The sequence below is a fragment of the Streptococcus sp. OMI870 genome, assembly GCF_047460295.1.
In the GTDB taxonomy this organism is placed as follows: Bacteria; Bacillota; Bacilli; order Lactobacillales; family Streptococcaceae; genus Streptococcus.
This window is the reverse complement of sequence record NZ_JASHGM010000002.1, coordinates 268,171-286,645: the sequence shown is the minus strand read 5'-3', so window position 1 is coordinate 286,645 and position 18,475 is coordinate 268,171. Positions and strand designations below refer to the sequence as shown.

Sequence of the window (18,475 nt, the reverse complement as noted above, 5' to 3'; positions counted from 1 at the left end):
TACGCTGATTTCATCAGCTTTTACAGCCCTACTCAACTGTGCGGAGGTGAGACGACGAAATCGAATTCTAACGAATGACCGATTTCTGTCCCACTCTCACTTTTCTCACAGCGGAAAGTTTCAGTAGATGCTTGCATCAGTTGAAAATCGTGATGATGTTTTCTGCTTTGAAGAAACCATTCTTTTACTATCCAATCATTTAAAAGTTCTGTTTTACAGAACTTTTTTTCTCCTCTTAAAAATTGTGATACAATGAAGAGAAAGTATTTCAATGAAAGCTTAATCTGTTGGTGGATATAGTGGATCATTGGAGAAACTAGGTAGGAAGAAGAGGTAGGAATGTTAGAGAAGTGGGAGAATGTGAAAGGGACCATCAAGACGATGGGAAAAGAGCTATCGGCGGCCTTTGATTGGGTTTTTGATCGTCTCTTTTCAAGAATTCAGCTGACCAATGAACAGTTTGTCTATGTGCTCTTGTCTGTCGTTTTTATCGTGGCCAATGCCATCTTGTGGGTGCAAAAGTTTCAAGGTTTTCCGATCACCGCAACCGAACGGCCAGAGGTTGTGTACAAGACAAATACACCGGCTGACCAGATTCCTCATACAGCGCGGATCATGGCCAATGGAGACCAGCTCTACCACGATCTGGTCTATATGAGCGCGCAAAAAGAAGACGGGACCTATGATTTTCATGAAAATTATGAGTATGTCAAACCCTGGCTACAAAAAGCGGATCTGGCCTTGGGTGATTTTGAGGGAACTATTAACCCGGATTACTATTTGTCAGGTTATCCTCTCTTTAATGCGCCGAGCGAAGTCGTACCAGCCATCAAGGATGCTGGTTATGATGTCATGGATTTGGGACACAACCATATCTTGGATTCAGGCCTTGATGGGGTCTATTCGACAGCCAAGGCCTTTGAAGATGCAGGCATCACACCTGTCGGTGTCTACACGCATGAAAAGAGAGGGCAAGCTCCCTTGGTGATCAAGGAAGTAAATGGCATCAAGATTGCTATTCTAGCCTATGCTTACGGCTTTAATGGGATGGAAACGACGCTCACTCCAGAGGAGCAAGCAGATATCTTGTCTGATTTGGATGAAGAGCGGATGAAGGCGGAGATCCAAAAGGCAGAGCAAGAGGCTGATATCACTATTGTCATGCCCCAGATGGGAATCGAATACCAGTTGGAGCCGACAGAAGAGCAAAAAGAGCTCTACCATAAGATGATTTCATGGGGAGCTGATCTGGTCTTTGGCGGACATCCTCATGTTGTAGAGCCTGCTGAAGTGGTCAATAAAGATGGTCAAAACAAGCTCATCATCTACTCGATGGGGAATTTCCTTTCTAATCAGCGTCTGGAAACCATGGGGGACGTGGAGACTGCCCAGTGGACAGAGCGAGGAGTCTTGATGGATGTGACCATCGAAAAGGTTGGCCGCAAGACAAAGATTAAGACGGCTACTGCTCATCCAACCTGGGTTAGTCGAACTCCGAAGGGGGCCTATTCCCCTGAAGGCTATGAGTTGTACAAGTACCAGACCTATATTTTGGAAGATTTTATCCAGGGTGGCAAATACCGCGACAAGCTGGATGAGGAGACCAAGGAGAGAGTGGACACGGCCTACCGAGAAATGAAGGAACATGTTCACTTGGACTGGCCTCAGAGTGGAAAGGAATAGAGTATGGAAGGAAATGTAAACTGGATTCCGCTTGGGATTCTAGGATTGATGGTGGTAATTTGGGCAACCAAATTTCTCACGGCTATCCGCCTCAAGCAAAAGCTGAAAAAAGCTTGGGATGGAGCGCCTTTCTTTCGTAAGAAAGACACGGAAGAAAGTTTGATAGACAGTCTGGCTTATACAGCTAAGGGAAGGACGATCGATAGCCAAGTGGATGATCAGACCTGGCATGATTTGGCTTTGGATGCGGTCTTTGATCAGCTCAATTACACCCAATCGAGCCTTGGGGCAGAAGCTCTCTATCAAAAAATGCGCCTGCTGGAATTCCGGCCTCAGGATCAACTTCATGACTTAGAAGCCTTCTTTGAAGAGCAACCGGATTTGCGGCTCCAGGTCCAGGTCATTTTCAACCAACTGGGCAAGAAGAACCACAATATGGCGCGTAGCATTGTCGCAAATCCTGGCAAGCATTATGCAGGTTTGCCCCTCTATATAGCCTTGGCCTGTCTTCCCATCCTCTGTCTCTTTGCCATCCCCTTTGAGCCGGTTGGGGCGATTACCCTCTTGGTGATCAGTGTGATCTTTAATATCGTCTTTTCAAGTTTGCGCAATTGGTCCAATAAAAACCGTCTGGACAATGTTAGCTATCTGGTCCGCATCTTTGCTTCGGCAGAACGCTTGAGCCATCTAGCCTTGCCACAACAAGAAGCACTCAAGCAGGCAGTCAAAGCCTTTAAGAAAACGCGGATCCTTGCCAGTGTCTTGCAGAGTCCAACGGGGACCTCTGAGATGGAAATTGTTCTCCTCTACCTCAATGACCTCTTTTTACTCCCGCAGATCGCTCAGGTTTATATTTACAATCAGGTGAAGGCTTATCAAAAAGAGGCCCAGAAACTTCTGGATCTGCTAGGGGAGATGGAAGTCGCTATAAGTCTCTTGCGCCATAAGCGGGATCTAGAAGTGGTCTGTCAGCCAGTTTTTACAGAGACGGGTGGGATTGAAGGTGAGACGCTCTATCATCCCTTGCTCTCCAATCCGATTGCAAATGATGTGCATTTTCAAAAAAATATGGTCATCAGTGGGGACAATGCGTCTGGGAAATCGACCTATTTGAAGACCGTCGCTATCAATGCTATTCTGGCTCAAGGGCTGGGCTTTGCCTATGGAGAAAGCTTGGCCCTGCCTTACGGTCATGTCCTAACGGCTATGGATGTAAGCGATGATATTGAAGTTGGAGATAGCTACTTTATCATGGAGAGCAAAGCTATTTTGCGTATGATTCAGCATCTGAAAAAGCCTGGTTTTCACTACTTCTTTATTGACGAGCTCTTTAAGGGGACCAATACGATCGAGCGGATCGGATCAGGCCTTGGGATTGTCCGCTGGTTGGCTGCCCAAAACTGCCTCTACATGATTTCCAGCCATGATATTGAGCTGGTCGCGGCCTCCGGTGAAGTCAATGATAATTACCATTTTGACAGTCGCTATGTGGATGGCAAGATCGTCTTTGACTACCAGATCAAGCCAGGATCAGCCGTAACCAAGAATGCGGTCAATACTCTAGAAAGCTTGCATTATCCAGAGGAGATTACGCAAACAGCCAAGGACTTGATTGACCAGTATGAAGAGACGGGACACTGGTCTTTGAAAGAAATTGAAAAGAATGAAAAATGAACGAAGGAGATTGTAAATGATCGGTTTAGGGACCTTCTATAATGCCTTAGGGGTCTTATTTGGTGGGCTTTTAGGATTGCTCATCGGTCAACGTTTGTCAGAAGATTTTCATGAGACCCTTCTGAAAGTGACAGGAGTTGCTGTTTTTGTCTTGGGCATCGCAGGGACCTTGGAAAAGATGCTGGTGGTGCATGGAAGTCATGTGGAGAGTCACGGCAGTATGATGTTGATTCTGAGTCTAGTAATCGGGACCGTTATCGGGGAACTCTTGAAGATTGAGGAGGGTTTTAAGCGCCTGGGAACCTGGCTGAAGGAAAAGACGGGCAACCAAGGCGATTCCAGCTTTGTTGATGCCTTTATGACCACGGCCTTGACCATTTGTATCGGGGCTATGGCGGTAGTCGGAGCTGTCCAGGATGGCTTGACAGGCGACACCTCGACCTTGTTGGCCAAGGCTATTCTCGATATGGTCATCGTTTTGGTTTTGACCGTTTCAAAAGGAAAGGGTGCCATCTTTTCGGTGCTTCCACTCGTGTTCTTTCAGGGGGCGATTACGCTGTTGGCCCATTTGATCGCACCGATCATGACCCCACAAGCGCTGTCGAATCTCTCACTGGTCGGCTCCAGCCTCATTCTCTGTGTTGGGATCAACCTCATCTGGGGCAAACGAATCAAGGTCGCCAATCTCCTTCCAGCAGTGCTGATTGGCATTATTTGGGCTTTTGTTGGGTGAAAAATAGAAACTAAGCAGTAGCTTCAGATTTAAGACAAAGTCATATTAAAAACTTTCCTTAGGTGAGTACGGACGTCAGCGAACTTCTACGAAGTTCCATGACTAATTATTGAGCCTAAGGTCTCAATAATTCCGAGTGCCTGTAACGTTATTGTTTCAGGCACTTTTCTCACAACGGAAAGTTTCGGTATTTTCTTAAATCGATTTTAAAATTTGAACTCATTCTTATTTCTTTTGCAGAATCGCTTGACTTATTTTACTTTTAAATAGTTTGTCTCATTCTAAAGCTAACCGGTAAAGATAGGTTAGCTTTTTTGATTGCCCTTGTGGTCCTGTTAGAAAAAAGGAGGTGCTCCAAAAAGGTGGGGATTGCCTTTAAATGTGATAAAATAAGAGAAATGAATAAAGATTGGCTTCATTTCCAAGGTGAAGGGTGAATGGTTATGATCAAACTAATTGCAACAGATATGGATGGAACCTTATTAGATGAACGAGGAGAGGTGGACCTTCCGCGTCTGGAAAGGCTGTTGGACCACTTGGATCAAAAAGGGATTCGCTTTGTCATTGCGACGGGAAATGAAATCCATCGCATGCGCCAGCTCTTGGGTCCCTTGGTCAAGCGGGTGACCCTGGTCGTCGCCAACGGAGCTCGGATTTTTGAGAATGACCAGATGGTTCTAGGAAAATTCTGGGATCGGGAATTGGTGGAGGCGGTCCTTGCTTATTTTAAGGGCCGGGAAATTTCAGATCAGTTGGTTGTATCAGCTGTCAATGGTGGCTTTGTCAAGGAAGGAACGGTCTTTACAGAAGTTGAAAAAATCATGCAGCCGGAAGTGATTGAAGCCTTGTACAAGCGAATGAAGTTTGTTCCGGAATTGACAGCCGATTTGTTTGACCAGGTGCTTAAAATGAGCTTGGTGGTTGGCTTGGATCGTCTTGATCAAGTGCGTCGGGAAGTCCAGCAGGCTTTTGGAGATCAGCTGATGGCGGTTTCGAGCGGTTTCGGCAGCATGGATCTCTTACAAGCAGGCATTCACAAGGCCTGGGGACTGGCTCAATTAATGGAGAAATGGCAGCTTGATGCTAGTCAGGTCATGGCCTTTGGGGATAGTGGAAATGACATTGAAATGCTTGAAATGGCTGCTCACTCCTATGCGGTGGCCAATGCAGAAGAAGCTGTCAAGGCGGTCGCGACGCACTCAGCACCGAGCCATCAAGAAGGCGGTGTCTACCAAGTGATCGAAGAGTATCTAGGATTGACCCCCTGGGAACAAGTGAAAGGAAAGAAGTAGATGGCGGTACAACTGTTAGAAGACTGGCTCTTAAAGGAGCAGGAGAAAATCATAACAACTTATCGGGAGCTCAATCAAGCCCCTCTGAAGGAGCCTGGTTTGATCTTTATCGGAGACTCCATCGTAGAGTATTTCCCCATTCATGAACTATTACAAAGTCCCAAACACATGGTCAATCGAGGAGTACGAGGCTATAAGACGGATCTCCTTCGTAAGCATCTAGACGCCCATGTCTTTGGAACAGCGGTGGATCAGATCTTTCTCTTGATCGGGACCAATGACACCGGAAAAGAAATTCCTCAAAAGGAAACCTTAGACAATGTAGAAGCGGTCTTACAAGCAATTATGCGGGATTTTCCGTTGACCCACATCAACCTGATCTCGGTTTTACCGGTGAGTCAAGAAGAGCGCTACAAACAAAAGGTCTATGTGCGGACCAATGAAAAAATTCAAGCCCTCAATCAGGCTTATCAAGAATTGGCACAAGCCTACCACCAGGTCAGCTATGTCGATGTGTATTCGTCTTTATTGGATGAAGTGGGGCAGTTAGCAGAAGCCTATACGACAGATGGCCTCCATCTAAGTGTCGCCGGGTATCGCATCCTAGCACAAGCTCTGCAGGAGATAGTATAGAGATAAAAATAGGGAGTGAAAAAGCCCAACCAGACAAATCTTCAAAGGAAGATTTTTTTTTAACTTTTGGTTGACAAATGTAAATCTTAGAGGTAAAATAGGGTTATAAGATTTACAAATGTAGATTTTGAAAGGAGAAGCCATGCAAATTTCTAATGCGGAATGGCGCATCATGAAGATTATCTGGATGGAAGGCAAGCAGACCAGCACGGATTTAATCGCCGTCTTGTCCGAGCGCTTTGACTGGTCGAAGTCGACCATCAAGACTCTCTTGACCCGCTTGGTGGAGAAAGGCTGTCTGACCAGAGAAAAATCAGGCAAAGCCTTTGTCTACTCGGCTTTGTTGAAGCAGGACCAGAGTTTAGACTTGGTGGTTGAGGATGTGAAAGACAAGGTTTGCTCCAAAAGGATTGTCCAGGTGCTTGAAAACTTGATTCAGGCGAGTGACTTTACGCTTGCAGATCTTAATCAGCTGCAGCAGGTCCTGGAAGAAAAGAAAGCAGAGGCTGTCGAAACAGTCCCTTGCAATTGTATGTAATAGAAAGAAGGAAATTCCATGTTTGGATTGTTAATTAGTATTGTTTGTTTACTTTTGGTTGCTTTTATTGCTTGGTGGTTCTTTGCAGAGCATGAAAAGGTAAGCGGCCACGCTCGTCAGAAATCAGGTTATCAAGAAATTGAAGTCGAAGTCATGGGGGGCTATTCGCCTGAAACCATTGTCCTGAAAAAAAATGTTCCAGCCCGGATCATCTTTAATCGCAAGGATCCATCTTCATGTCTGGCTCAAGTGATCTTTCCAGATTTTGGCGTTCATGAAGATTTGCCTTTAGGTGAAAAACATGTCATTGAAATTACGCCAGAAAAAGCGGGCGAATATGGGTATTCATGTGGAATGAACATGATGCATGGTCACATGATTGTGGAATAAAGGAGTAGGTATGGTAGAAAAACAAAAAGCAGTTGTGGAAAACGGAGTGCAAAAGATCCGTATTACAGCAGAAAAAGGCTATAGTCCAAAGGAATTTCAACTTCAAAAAGGGATCCCTGCTGAAATCACCTTCCATCGGGTCAATCCTTCCGGCTGTTACAAGGAAATTTTATTTGAAGATCAGGGGATTTTAGAGCCTTTGGAAGTCGGTGTGGATAAGGTGATATCCTTTACCCCGACAGAAACAGGGGACTTCGAGTTTTCATGTGGAATGAAGATGCAAAAGGGTTCCTACACGGTTGTGGAAAAACGCCGTCGTGTCTTAGGTTTACTGGGTCGCTTTTGGATTACTAGTATCTTTACTCTTCCCTTATTGATCTTGATGATCGGGATGATGGCAGGATTTGTATCCCATCCAGTCAGTCGCTGGGGGACTTTTCTAGCGACAACGCCGATCATGTTGGTAGCAGGAGTTCCTTTTATCAAGAGTGCCTGGGCCTCATTTAAGAAGCACCATTCCAATATGGATACCTTGGTAGCTCTTGGAACCCTGGTAGCCTATGTCTATAGTGTATTTGCCCTTTTTACTGGTCAGCCAGTATACTTTGAGGCTGCGGGTTTTATCATCTTCTTTATCCTCTTAGGGCAAATCTTTGAAGAACGGATGCGTAACAATGCCTCCGAGGCTGTGGAAAAGTTGTTGGATTTGCAGGCAAAAACGGCTCAAGTTCTCCGTGATGGGAACTATGTCGAGGTGGCGGCAGAAGATATCCAAATTGATGACTTGATTCGGGTCCGTCCTGGGGAAAAGATTGCGGTTGATGGGACGATTGTAGAAGGAAGTACGACCATTGATGAGTCGATGGTGACAGGTGAAAGCTTGCCTGTGGAAAAATCAGTTGGTGATGCAGTTATCGGCTCCACTATCAACAGCAATGGGACCATTCTCTTTAAGGCTGAAAAAGTCGGTAGTGAGACCCTCTTATCTCAAATTGTGGACTTTGTCAAAATGGCCCAATCCAGTCGTGCTCCCATTCAAGATTTGACGGATAAGATTTCAGGTATCTTTGTTCCAGTGGTGACGATTTTGGCCATTGCGACTTTCTGGGTTTGGTCCGTGCTTCTGGGCGCGTCGCTTCAAGAGGCCATGCTCTATGCAGTCTCTGTCCTCATTATTGCCTGTCCTTGTGCCCTTGGTTTAGCAACCCCAACAGCCCTGATGGTCGGAACCGGCCGTAGTGCCAAGATGGGGGTTCTGATTAAAAATGGAACAGTTCTTCAAGAAGTGCAAAAGATTCAAACCGTTGTGTTTGATAAGACAGGGACTATTACCATTGGCCAACCACTTGTAACCGATGTTGTAGGAGATGAAGCGCGTGTCTTGACACTGGCTGCTAGTCTTGAAACTTTTTCAGAACATCCACTAGCCCAAGCGGTGTTATCCCAAGCAGAAGAAAAAGGTTTGGTGTTATCCCCTGTGGAAAACTTCCAAGCGATTGAAGGAAAAGGGGTCCAAGGTCAGATCGACCAGCAGTTGGTGACCTTGGGAAATGGCAAACTTCATGACGGGACAGCGATGGATCCGGAGCTTGAAAAACGGATGGTAGAGTTGCAAGAGCAGGCCAAAACAGTGATCAGTTTGTCTGTGGATGGGCAAGTGATTGGCTTGATTGCCATTCAAGATGCTCCGAAGGCCAGCTCAAAAGAAGCGATCAAAAAGCTCAAAGAACGGGGCTTGAAAACGGTCATGTTAACGGGGGATAATGAACGGGTGGCCCAAGCTATTGCTAAGCAAGTGGGAATTGACACCGTCATTGCTGATGTCCTTCCTCAAGAAAAAGCTAGCGCCATCCAAAAACTGCAAGAAACTAGCAAGGTTGCCTTTGTTGGAGATGGGATCAATGATGCTCCAGCTCTCTCGATCGCAGATGTGGGGATCGCTATGGGATCTGGAACGGATATTGCGATCGAGTCCGGTGGCATCGTGCTCACACAAAATGATTTGCTTGGCGTTGTGCGCGCCTTTGACATGAGTCAAAAGACCTTCCGCAGGATCTTACTCAATCTCTTCTGGGCCTCTATCTACAATATCCTTGGGATTCCAATTGCTGCTGGAGTCTTTGTAGGACTGGGATTGACCCTCAATCCAGAACTAGCAGGTCTTGCTATGGCCCTTAGTTCTTTGTCTGTTTTGACTAGCTCGCTGCTTCTCAATGTTGCGAAAATTGATTAATGGGAACAAAAAGTGATACACATATCACGTAGAGTGAAGATAAAATCTTTCCTGAGATTTTCCTTAGGTGAGTACGGACGTCAGCGAACTTCTACGAAGTTCCATGACTTAGTTTTGGACCTAAGGTTCCAAAACTCCCGAGCGCTAGAAACACAGTTGTTTCTAGCGCTTTTCTCACGGCGGAAATTCTCAGGATATATTTAAATAATGAAAACAATAGGGAAGTACTTTTATTTTTACAGAGTTTTCTTATTTTATATTATTTTATATAAAAAATCATTTTTATACGTTCGGAGTGCTACAGCATGCTGTAGCACTTTTTTATCTTTCCTTACAGCTCTAAGGGAAAAGAGGGGGGTATTAAATTATAGTAAAATACCCTATTGTAGGATAGTTTGTGAAAATTTCTCAAAAAGAGCATCTGTTATGGAATAGGGATTGAGCATCTCTGAGCAGATTCTTATACATGTGAATCTCTTTGTGATAAATTAATACTGTAATCGTTTTGTAAATCGTTTTCATGAGAAATGTCAGAAAAAACTCATTTTCAAATTCAAAACGAAACCTGATCGCAAAGATGGAGTAGAAGCGCTATGCTACATTTTTAAAGGATCAAAATAGATTTAAAGGAGAGTTAGAATGACTCAAGGGAAAATTACTGCATCTGCAGCAATGCTCAACGTATTGAAAACATGGGGCGTAGACACTATCTACGGAATCCCATCAGGAACACTTAGCTCATTGATGGACGCTTTGGCTGAAGACAAAGATATCCGTTTCTTGCAAGTTCGCCACGAAGAAACAGGTGCTCTTGCAGCGGTTATGCAAGCTAAATTTGGCGGATCTATCGGTGTTGCAGTTGGTTCAGGTGGACCTGGTGCAACTCACTTGATCAACGGTGTTTACGATGCAGCTATGGATAACACTCCATTCCTTGCTATCCTTGGATCACGTCCAGTTAACGAATTGAACATGGATGCCTTCCAAGAATTGAACCAAAACCCAATGTACAACGGTATCGCTGTTTACAACAAACGTGTAGCTTACGCTGAGCAATTGCCAAAAGTTATTGACGAAGCTTGCCGTGCTGCCGTTTCTAAAAAAGGCCCAGCTGTTGTTGAAATCCCAGTAAACTTCGGTTTCCAAGAAATCGACGAAAACTCATACTACGGTTCAGGTTCATACGAGCGTTCATTCATCGCTCCTGCTTTGAACGAAGTTGAAATCGACAAAGCTGTTGAAATCTTGAACAATGCTGAACGTCCAGTTATCTATGCTGGTTACGGTGGTGTTAAAGCTGGTGAAGTGATCACTGAATTGTCACGTAAAATCAAAGCACCAATCATTACAACTGGTAAAAACTTTGAAGCCTTTGAATGGAACTACGAAGGATTGACAGGTTCTGCTTACCGTGTTGGTTGGAAACCAGCCAACGAAGTGGTCTTTGAAGCAGATACAGTTCTTTTCCTTGGTTCAAACTTCCCATTTGCTGAAGTATACGAAGCATTCAAAAACACTGAAAAATTCATCCAAGTGGATATCGACCCTTACAAACTTGGTAAACGTCACGCTCTTGACGCTTCAATCCTTGGTGATGCCGGTCAAGCAGCTAAAGCTATCCTTGATAAGGTAAACCCAGTTGAGTCTACTCCATGGTGGCGTGCAAACGTGAAGAACAACCAAAACTGGCGTGATTACATGAATAAACTCGAAGGTAAAACTGAGGGTGAATTGCAATTGTACCAAGTCTACAATGCAATCAACAAACATGCTGATCAAGACGCTATCTACTCAATCGACGTAGGTGACACTACTCAAACATCTACTCGTCATCTTCACATGACACCTAAGAACATGTGGCGTACATCTCCACTCTTTGCGACAATGGGTATTGCCCTTCCTGGTGGTATCGCTGCCAAGAAGGACAACCCAGATCGCCAAGTATGGAACATCATGGGTGACGGAGCCTTCAACATGGTTTACCCAGACGTTATCACAAACGTTCAATACGACCTTCCAGTTATCAACGTTGTCTTCTCAAATGGTAAATATGCCTTCATCAAGGACAAATACGAAGACACAAACAAACACTTGTTTGGTTGTGACTTCCCTAATGCTGACTATGCGAAAATCGCTGAAGCTCAAGGAGCTGTTGGATTTACAGTTGACCGTATCGAAGACATCGATGCAGTGGTTGCAGAAGCTGTTAAATTGAACAAAGAAGGTAAAACTGTTGTTATCGATGCTCGCATCACTCAACACCGTCCACTTCCAGTAGAAGTACTTGAGTTGGATCCAAAACAACACTCAGAAGAAGCGATCAAAGCCTTCAAGGAAAAATACGAAGCTGAAGAGCTTGTACCATTCCGTCTCTTCTTGGAAGAAGAAGGATTGCAATCACGCGCAATTAAATAATTTCTCTCATGGAAATTAAAAAGATCGGAGTAATCCGGTCTTTTTATGGAGATAGTAAATGAATTTAAATCAAATAGATATCATCGTTTCAAATGTTCCTCAAGTCTGTGCTGACTTGGAGCATATCTTGGATAAAAAGGCAGATTATGCTGATGATAGTTTTGCTCAGTTCACGATTGGCAGTCACTGTCTCATGTTATCAGAGAATCATTTGATACCTTTGGAAAATTTTCAGTCAGGAATCATTCTTCATGTCGAGGTTGAGGATGTAGACCAGAACTACAAACGGTTGAAAGAACTTGGTATCCAGGTTTTAAACGGCCCAGTTGTAACCGATTGGGGAACCGAAAGCTTGCTAGTTGAAGGCCCTGCTGGTCTAGTGATTGATTTTTATCGTATGAAATAGGAGGCGTGGTCATTTAACTTCAACCTTAGCTATTCTTAAAATAGAATTTGAGAAAATGAACTATAGAAAAGATCGGAGCCATCTGGTCTTTTTTATTAAAGACAAAATCTTCTTTGAAACTTTCCTTAGGTGAGTACGGACGTCAGCGAACTTCTACGAAGTTCCATGACTTAGTTTTGAACCTAAAGTTTCAAAACTCCCGAGTGCTAGAAACACGATTGTTTCTAGCACTTTTCTCACGGCGGAAAGTTTCAGTAGATGATTGAATAATTCTAACGAATATAATTTTTCTATATTTAACAGAATTTATTAGATTTAAGAAAGTCCAATATTATATTTGGCAAAAAATAATTTGTATGCATTTTAAAAGATCGGAGTCCTCCGGATTTTTTGTGTTGCATGAAAGCGATAGTTACCTTAGAATAGTATCAGTTTTTCATAGGATCTTGTAGGATTTTTTGGAAGGAGAAGGGTATAATAGAACTATCAAATCAAGTGAGGTAGAGAGATGACCGACAAACTTCAATTTCCAGATGGTTTCCTTTGGGGTGGAGCGACGGCTGCTAACCAGTGTGAGGGAGCTTATAATGAAGATGGCCGTGGCTTGGCTAATGTGGATGTGGTACCGATTGGGCCTGATCGTCATGCGATTATTACGGGTCAGAAAAAGATGTTCGACTTTGAAGAGGGCTATTTTTACCCGGCTAAAGAAGGCATTGATATGTACCATCGCTACAAGGAAGACATTGCCCTCTTTGGGGAAATGGGCTTTAAAACCTATCGCTTGTCCATTGCCTGGTCTCGGATCTTCCCAAAAGGGGATGAACTGGAGCCAAACGAAGCGGGTCTCCAATTTTATGAAGATCTCTTTAAGGAGTGCCACGAGTATGGCATTGAACCCTTGGTGACCATTACTCACTTTGACTGCCCCATGCATTTGATTACTGAGTACGGTGGCTGGCGTAGTCGCAAGATGTTGGAATGTTATGAACGTCTCTGCCGAACCCTCTTCACTCGCTATAAGGGCTTGGTCAACTACTGGCTGACCTTTAATGAAATCAATATGATCCTTCACGCGCCTTTTATGGGAGCGGGCCTTTGCTTTGAAGAAGGGGAGAATGAAGAGCAAGTCAAATACCAGGCAGCTCACCATGAGTTGGTGGCTTCAGCCATTGCCACCAAGCTAGCCCATGAGATTGATCCGAACAACAAGGTCGGCTGTATGTTGGCAGCAGGACCAAACTATCCTCATACCTGTGCTCCGCGAGATGTCTGGGCTGGTCTAGAAGAAGACCGCAAGAACTATTTCTTCATCGATGTGCAGGCGCGTGGGGAATACCCAAACTATGCTAAGAAAGAGTGGGAGCGTCAGGGAATCACGGTTGAGATGACTGAGCAGGACCTTCAATTATTGAAAGAGCATACGGTGGACTTTATTTCCTTCTCCTACTATGCTAGTCGCGTCGCTTCAGGGGATCCAGCTGAAAGGGAGAAAACAGCGGGCAATATCTTTGCCTCTCTGAAGAACCCCTACCTAGAAAGCTCGGAATGGGGTTGGCAAATTGATCCTCTTGGTCTCCGCATTACCCTCAATACCATCTGGGATCGTTATCAAAAGCCGATGTTTATCGTGGAAAATGGTCTTGGTGCAGTAGATACTCCAGATGAAAATGGCTATGTAGCTGATGATTACCGGATTAACTACCTGGCTGCCCATGTCAAGGCCATGCGAGATGCCATTAACGAAGATGGTGTTGTCCTCTGGGGCTATACGACTTGGGGCTGTATTGACCTGGTCTCTGCCGGGACTGGAGAAATGAAGAAGCGCTACGGCTTCATCTATGTGGATAGGGACAACGAAGGCAAGGGAACCTTAGCCCGTTCGCGCAAGAAATCCTTCTATTGGTACAAAGAAGTCATTGCGACCAATGGAGCTTCTGTTAAATAAAAGTCTCCTCTAGAGCTAAACCATCTTCTGGATGCCTCTCTGACAGTAACTAAAAAGCTTAGAATCCCACTCACAAGCTGGGGTCCTAAGCTTTTTGTATATTGTTTAGCCAAGTCCTTATGGATTTACTGGTCGTAATCTAAGACATTGTTCTCGATGACAAACTTAGATTCAGCGGAAATGTTGGCTTCTCCTAGTTGCAACTGCGAACTTCCGTCTGGCTTCATGATGTGCCACTGGCCGTCCTTATGGGCAAAAATAGCCTGAAATGTGACGTTATCACTCTTGTCTCGAATAGGTAGAACAAATGCTTGATCTGTATTCTCTAAGAGAATCTCTTCTTTTTTTTCAAAGTTATAGATATAAAATTGCCCAGTTCTTTGTCCCAAACCATGAAGTTCGTCGACCTTTTGCCAATTTTCAAAATTTTTCTGAACTAGGGATTCATTAAAAATCTTGTTGAAGGTTTCGTTCCGTTTCTTCGTTTCTTCCTCGTCTAGTGTTTTCTGAAACTCTGCAACCTTTTTAGTCGTTTGAATGGTTTGTCTGTTTTGCTCCCTGATTTGCTGGCGGTGGATGACTCGCATCATTCTTGCAGCAACGCCCAGGATGATGAGGATGGATACAAGGCTGATTTTAGTTTTGGCATTTTTTTTCATAGATGATTCTCCCTATTCTGTCATTGGTCCCATTATACCTTTTGAAAGAAAGGATAGTCAAGTTCATCTTGTGATGACCTAACATGCAGATTTGCAGGGTACGATAGGATTTTATCAGATTTTCATTGACGAAGGGGTTTTTATTTGATAGGCTAGAGGAATAGAAATGATTTGAAGTTCAAAGGAAAAAGGAGTGAGGCAAGTGGCACGGGTTTTATTAATCGAGGATAATAATGATATCCAAGAAATTTTATACAGTCTCTTAAGTGAAGACTATGAGGTCCTTCAGGCTTTTTCAGGTACAGAAGGACTGCGGCTCTTCCAGCAAGAAGCCATTGATTTGATCCTTCTCGATATCATGCTTCCTGGGAAAAATGGCGATCAGGTCCTAGAGGAGATCCGTTTGCGGAGTCAAGTGCCGGTCATCATGATGACCGCTCTTGGAGACAAACACCTCATTAGCCAGTATCTCCTTGCAGGTGCCAATGATTATATCGTCAAGCCCTTTAATCTGGACGAAGTGGCAGCTCGGGTAACGGTGCAGCTGAGAAATAACAACACTTCGGCACAGGAACCTCCATCATCGAAAAAGCTGACTTTTAAAAATCTGGTCCTGAACCCAGAAACCTTTGAATTGGAGTCTGGGGAACAGACGCTTCGCTTAGGCAAAAAAGAATTTCAAATTTTTGAGACCTTACTGGCGCATCCAAAGAAGATTTTTACCAAAGAAGAGTTGTATGAAGAGGTCTGGGAAGAAGTTTATCTGCCTGGAGACAATACGCTCAATGCCCAGTTGAGCAACCTCCGAAAGAAAATTGCTCAGCTCGATCCTAATGAGGACTATATTGAAACCGTCTGGGGCTTGGGAGTTCGCTTGAAAGGAGACCAGTAATGTGGGGATTGGTTCTAGTTCTAGTCGTCCTTGTCCTTCTCATTGGACTGGGTTACCTTCGCCTACTCTCTGCTCTCAAAGATTTGCAAGAGCAAATTCAAAAGAAACTCCAAAATGGGAGTGGGGTCCGGTTGACCTCTCATGTCTCAAAAAAAGAATTGGTCGCCTTGACCAAGCAGGTCAGTGATCTTTTTGACCAGATCGAGCGGACCAATCGGATTGCCTTTCAAGAGAAGAAAACCTTGGATATGGCCATCAGTAATATTGCTCACGATATTCGGACACCTTTGACCATTGCTTCGGGCTATACCCAACAAATTATCAAAGGAGGGACGCAAGAAGAGGAAAAACTGAAGAAAATTGCTTCCAATCTTCAAGTCGTCTCAAAACGCTTGGAATCTCTCTTGGAGTACAGACGCTTGATGGAGGGAGCCATCCAGCCTCGGCTTTCAGACGTTAATCTCAGCCAAGTGCTAACCCAGCAGTTATTCCAGTATTATGATAGTTTGTCTGAGGCGGGGATTGCCTTAGAGGTAGAGTTAGAAGAACATCTCCATTATGCTACCGATCCTGAGCTTTGGGAGCGACTCTTACAAAACATGCTCAGCAATGTCCTCAAGCATGGAAAGGAGCAGGCACGTTTGACCCTGATGTCGGACACGGACACGATTCGGGTCGAGCTGCGCAATATTGTGCAACAACCGATCCAACACTTAGACCAATTGGCTAGCCGCTTCTACTCAGAAAATCTATCGGATACAGAAGAGTCTTCTGGCTTGGGTCTCTACATTATTCAAAATTTTGTAGAGATCTTAGGGGGCGACTTGCAACTGGCAACGGAGGCAGACTGGTTTATCTTGACCATTACACTAAGAAAAAAGGATTGAGCACCGCTCAAGCCTTTTTGTTATAAATCTTTGTGTTTAAAGGTAGCTAGTCCTAGGAAGCCGAAAACAAGGATGAAGCCAAGGGCGATCGAGAGGGTGTTGTTTGTTGCTATCGTACTTTGGACCATGGAATATTGGAATTCCAAGTTTAGATAGTGGAGAATGTCGATGTCTTTAAAGAAGAGTGCAGGAAGGCTTAAGAAAATATTTCCAATGAAGTAGCCAACGAAGGCCAAGGTGATGGATTGGCTAGCATAAAGAAGGAAGGAAATGATGCTGACCCAAGCCAAGGTGGAAAGGAACTGAATCAGCACGGTTAGACCAAAATGAGCAAGGAAGTGCTCTGGCATGGTACCCATTCCATTGTAGAGGGTCGCGAGCAAGAAGACGAGACCATAAGAAACAAGAAATTGGAAGAGGGCAATGGTTAGGACAACAGCGCTTTTAGCAAAGTAGTAGCTGGTGCGCGAAACGCCATAGGCCAGACTATTCTTGTATAAGTTTTGTGTTAAGTCTGTTCCCAGAACCAAGGTGATGACAATAATGGTAAAGAGGATAGTCACACTGATGCTGGAAGAGTAGTTGGTCAGGGCTTTAAAGCCCGTCCAAACTTCGGTCGCTTGGGGTAATTTGGATTCCGTATTGACACCGACGTGGCCAGTAGCTCCAAAGATGACTCCAGACAGGATGTTGAGAACGAGAATGACTTCTGTAATCCAAAAACCTTTGGAGCGAAATAGTCTGTAAAAATCTGCTTGAATGGTATGCAACATGATAAATCTCCTAAATGAAATATGTGGGATAAGTAAAACAAGACGGTGGGTTGACTAGTCTACCAAGTCCGTAAAGAATTTTTCCAGATCTTGGCGGGCATAGTAGATTTCATCCACGTCAATATCCGCTTGCACGAGGGCTTTGACAATGACTTTAATATCGTGAGTCTGTCCGAAGATATGGATTTCTCCGTCCTTATCGATGACCTTGATACGGTGATGGAGTTGATCCTGGATCAGTTGACTCGCAAGGGCTAGCTGGCTGGTCTTGAGGATGATATAATCTTCTCCTTGTTCTTCGAATTCAGCCTTGCTAATTTCTTTGATCAGGCGACCTTGGTCGACAATACCAAAGCGATTGGCAACCAGATAAAGTTCGGACAGGATGTGACTGGAAATGAGGATGGTCATGCCGAGTTCATCGTTGAGGCGCTTGATCATCTGACGGAATTCCTTGATTCCGACAGGATCGAGACCATTGATGGGTTCGTCCAAAATGAGGAAGTCGGGCTTGGCAATGAGCGCGATGGCAATTCCCAACCGTTGTTTCATCCCGAGTGAAAAATCACGGAATTTCTTCTTGCCTGTATTATTCAGGCCAACATAGTTCAAGGTTTCTTTGATAACCTGGTCGGGATTTGGGATATGGCGAGCCTTGCAATAGTAGACTAAGTTTTGGTAGGCGGTCATATGCTTGTGAGCCACAGGGCTTTCAATGACAGATCCGACCCGTTTCAGGGCTTGCGTCCACTGGGAGCGATTCGTGGAAGCAAAGAGAGAGACGCTTCCGTCAGTTTCTTGAATCAGCTGGGTGATGACCTTGATGAGGGTGGTTTTCCCTGCCCCGTTCTTACCGATGAGGCCGTAGACATCACCTTTGCGAATAGTCACATTCACATCATTAAGGGCGTATTGTTGACCGAATTTTTTGCTCAAGTGTTTAATTTCTAATACTTTTTCCATGGCTTCTTCTCCTTAGTACAGCTTATTTTCTAGCAAATCGAAAACGATTCCGTAGGCTTCATGCTCGTAGCTATGCTCTATAAAATTTGTTTGACTATCGTTGAATGTGACCTCAAAGTTAAAATCGTTATGTACGAGGCTCCAGACTCTAAGAGAAATGATAGAGGCGATGGCGACAATCATTAGTTTCTTTTTCATAAGTGAACTCCTTCTTGGTTATTTTCTTTACACTCTTAGTATACAGCTTGCTTTTCAAATAACTATCAAGTAATTCTAAAATATTTCTAAAAAAACGGGAGTGGGACAGAACGAATTTTGACTAAAAATCGTTTGTTGTCCCACCCCCGCAAGGCTGA

17 protein-coding genes are annotated in these 18,475 nt (G+C 44.3%); 13 read left to right on the top strand and 4 right to left on the bottom strand.

The genetic code is table 11. The features are described 5' to 3' along the window. Nucleotides 1-339 precede the first annotated feature (339 nt). The 11 genes from QM968_RS05410 (at nucleotide 340) to QM968_RS05360 (ending at nucleotide 13,945) form a co-directional block, all read left to right on the top strand. A complete protein-coding gene (locus QM968_RS05410; RefSeq protein ID WP_414382831.1) occupies nucleotides 340-1,683 on the top strand; it encodes a CapA family protein in 1,344 nt (447 codons plus the stop codon). Between the two features lie 3 nt (nucleotides 1,684-1,686). Further along, nucleotides 1,687-3,357, top strand: a complete 1,671-nt coding sequence (locus tag QM968_RS05405) for a MutS-related protein (protein ID WP_414382829.1) — start codon at nucleotides 1,687-1,689, stop codon at nucleotides 3,355-3,357. Nucleotides 3,358-3,373: 16 nt separating this feature from the next. Further along, nucleotides 3,374-4,090, top strand: a complete 717-nt coding sequence (locus QM968_RS05400) for a DUF554 domain-containing protein (RefSeq protein WP_414382827.1) — start codon at nucleotides 3,374-3,376, stop codon at nucleotides 4,088-4,090. A 443-nt stretch (nucleotides 4,091-4,533) separates the two neighbouring features. Next, the gene (locus QM968_RS05395; protein WP_414382825.1) at nucleotides 4,534-5,382 is read left to right on the top strand and encodes a Cof-type HAD-IIB family hydrolase; all 849 of its coding nucleotides are present in this window, start codon (nucleotides 4,534-4,536) and stop codon (nucleotides 5,380-5,382) included. Next, nucleotides 5,383-6,015: an SGNH/GDSL hydrolase family protein gene (locus QM968_RS05390; protein WP_414382823.1), complete on the top strand. Its 633-nt coding sequence runs from the start codon at nucleotides 5,383-5,385 to the stop codon at nucleotides 6,013-6,015. A gap of 142 nt (nucleotides 6,016-6,157) precedes the next feature. Beyond that, the gene (locus QM968_RS05385; protein ID WP_045498041.1) at nucleotides 6,158-6,553 is read left to right on the top strand and encodes a CopY/TcrY family copper transport repressor; all 396 of its coding nucleotides are present in this window, start codon (nucleotides 6,158-6,160) and stop codon (nucleotides 6,551-6,553) included. Between the two features lie 18 nt (nucleotides 6,554-6,571). Further along, nucleotides 6,572-6,943 (top strand): cupredoxin domain-containing protein, encoded by a 372-nt coding sequence (locus tag QM968_RS05380; protein WP_009731652.1) that lies wholly within the window; start codon nucleotides 6,572-6,574, stop codon nucleotides 6,941-6,943. 10 nt (nucleotides 6,944-6,953) lie between these two features. Next, nucleotides 6,954-9,176, top strand: coding sequence for a heavy metal translocating P-type ATPase (locus QM968_RS05375; protein WP_414382820.1), 2,223 nt, complete (start codon nucleotides 6,954-6,956; stop codon nucleotides 9,174-9,176). Nucleotides 9,177-9,815: 639 nt separating this feature from the next. Next, the gene (gene spxB / locus QM968_RS05370) at nucleotides 9,816-11,591 is read left to right on the top strand and encodes a pyruvate oxidase (protein ID WP_414382818.1); all 1,776 of its coding nucleotides are present in this window, start codon (nucleotides 9,816-9,818) and stop codon (nucleotides 11,589-11,591) included. A gap of 58 nt (nucleotides 11,592-11,649) precedes the next feature. After that, nucleotides 11,650-11,997, top strand: a complete 348-nt coding sequence (locus QM968_RS05365; protein WP_414382816.1) for a VOC family protein — start codon at nucleotides 11,650-11,652, stop codon at nucleotides 11,995-11,997. Between the two features lie 508 nt (nucleotides 11,998-12,505). Then, nucleotides 12,506-13,945 carry a 6-phospho-beta-glucosidase gene (locus QM968_RS05360; protein ID WP_009731648.1) on the top strand — a complete coding sequence of 480 codons (1,440 nt, stop codon included), beginning with the start codon at nucleotides 12,506-12,508 and terminating at the stop codon, nucleotides 13,943-13,945. 125 nt (nucleotides 13,946-14,070) lie between these two features. Here the strand turns inward: QM968_RS05360 and QM968_RS05355 are convergent, their stop codons facing one another. After that, on the bottom strand, nucleotides 14,071-14,604 hold the full coding sequence (locus tag QM968_RS05355) for a hypothetical protein (protein ID WP_350018801.1): 534 nt from the start codon (nucleotides 14,602-14,604) through the stop codon (nucleotides 14,071-14,073). Nucleotides 14,605-14,806: 202 nt separating this feature from the next. Between QM968_RS05355 and QM968_RS05350 the strand changes: the two genes are divergently transcribed. Beyond that, entirely contained in the window at nucleotides 14,807-15,496 is a 690-nt protein-coding gene (locus QM968_RS05350) for a response regulator transcription factor (protein WP_350018802.1), read from the top strand. Next, nucleotides 15,496-16,383 (top strand): HAMP domain-containing sensor histidine kinase, encoded by an 888-nt coding sequence (locus QM968_RS05345; RefSeq protein WP_350018803.1) that lies wholly within the window; start codon nucleotides 15,496-15,498, stop codon nucleotides 16,381-16,383. Before QM968_RS05350 ends, QM968_RS05345 begins: the two co-directional genes overlap by 1 nt. Nucleotides 16,384-16,403: 20 nt before the next feature. Here QM968_RS05345 and QM968_RS05340 read toward each other — a convergent pair whose 3' ends face one another. The 3 genes from QM968_RS05340 to QM968_RS05330 are packed head-to-tail and all read right to left on the bottom strand — an operon-like array spanning nucleotide 16,404 to nucleotide 18,317. Continuing rightward, nucleotides 16,404-17,156, bottom strand: coding sequence for an ABC transporter permease (locus QM968_RS05340; RefSeq protein WP_414382813.1), 753 nt, complete (start codon nucleotides 17,154-17,156; stop codon nucleotides 16,404-16,406). 54 nt (nucleotides 17,157-17,210) lie between these two features. Continuing rightward, the gene (locus QM968_RS05335) at nucleotides 17,211-18,119 is read right to left on the bottom strand and encodes an ABC transporter ATP-binding protein (protein ID WP_414382811.1); all 909 of its coding nucleotides are present in this window, start codon (nucleotides 18,117-18,119) and stop codon (nucleotides 17,211-17,213) included. Nucleotides 18,120-18,131: 12 nt separating this feature from the next. Further along, complete coding sequence (locus tag QM968_RS05330; protein ID WP_414382809.1) at nucleotides 18,132-18,317, bottom strand: hypothetical protein; 186 nt, start codon at nucleotides 18,315-18,317, stop codon at nucleotides 18,132-18,134. Between the last annotated feature and the right edge of the window lie 158 nt (nucleotides 18,318-18,475).

Bases quoted from the DNA above. Each gene is read 5' to 3' on its own strand.
- QM968_RS05410 (WP_414382831.1), top strand. From the start codon at position 340: ATGTTAGAGAAGTGGGAGAATGTGAAAGGGACCATCAAGACGATGGGA.
- QM968_RS05405 (WP_414382829.1), top strand. From the start codon at position 1,687: ATGGAAGGAAATGTAAACTGGATTCCGCTTGGGATTCTAGGATTGATG.
- QM968_RS05400 (WP_414382827.1), top strand. From the start codon at position 3,374: ATGATCGGTTTAGGGACCTTCTATAATGCCTTAGGGGTCTTATTTGGT.
- QM968_RS05395 (WP_414382825.1), top strand. From the start codon at position 4,534: ATGATCAAACTAATTGCAACAGATATGGATGGAACCTTATTAGATGAA.
- QM968_RS05390 (WP_414382823.1), top strand. From the start codon at position 5,383: ATGGCGGTACAACTGTTAGAAGACTGGCTCTTAAAGGAGCAGGAGAAA.
- QM968_RS05385 (WP_045498041.1), top strand. From the start codon at position 6,158: ATGCAAATTTCTAATGCGGAATGGCGCATCATGAAGATTATCTGGATG.
- QM968_RS05380 (WP_009731652.1), top strand. From the start codon at position 6,572: ATGTTTGGATTGTTAATTAGTATTGTTTGTTTACTTTTGGTTGCTTTT.
- QM968_RS05375 (WP_414382820.1), top strand. From the start codon at position 6,954: ATGGTAGAAAAACAAAAAGCAGTTGTGGAAAACGGAGTGCAAAAGATC.
- spxB (WP_414382818.1), top strand. From the start codon at position 9,816: ATGACTCAAGGGAAAATTACTGCATCTGCAGCAATGCTCAACGTATTG.
- QM968_RS05365 (WP_414382816.1), top strand. From the start codon at position 11,650: ATGAATTTAAATCAAATAGATATCATCGTTTCAAATGTTCCTCAAGTC.
- QM968_RS05360 (WP_009731648.1), top strand. From the start codon at position 12,506: ATGACCGACAAACTTCAATTTCCAGATGGTTTCCTTTGGGGTGGAGCG.
- QM968_RS05355 (WP_350018801.1), bottom strand. From the start codon at position 14,604: ATGAAAAAAAATGCCAAAACTAAAATCAGCCTTGTATCCATCCTCATC.
- QM968_RS05345 (WP_350018803.1), top strand. From the start codon at position 15,496: ATGTGGGGATTGGTTCTAGTTCTAGTCGTCCTTGTCCTTCTCATTGGA.
- QM968_RS05340 (WP_414382813.1), bottom strand. From the start codon at position 17,156: ATGTTGCATACCATTCAAGCAGATTTTTACAGACTATTTCGCTCCAAA.
- QM968_RS05335 (WP_414382811.1), bottom strand. From the start codon at position 18,119: ATGGAAAAAGTATTAGAAATTAAACACTTGAGCAAAAAATTCGGTCAA.
- QM968_RS05330 (WP_414382809.1), bottom strand. From the start codon at position 18,317: ATGAAAAAGAAACTAATGATTGTCGCCATCGCCTCTATCATTTCTCTT.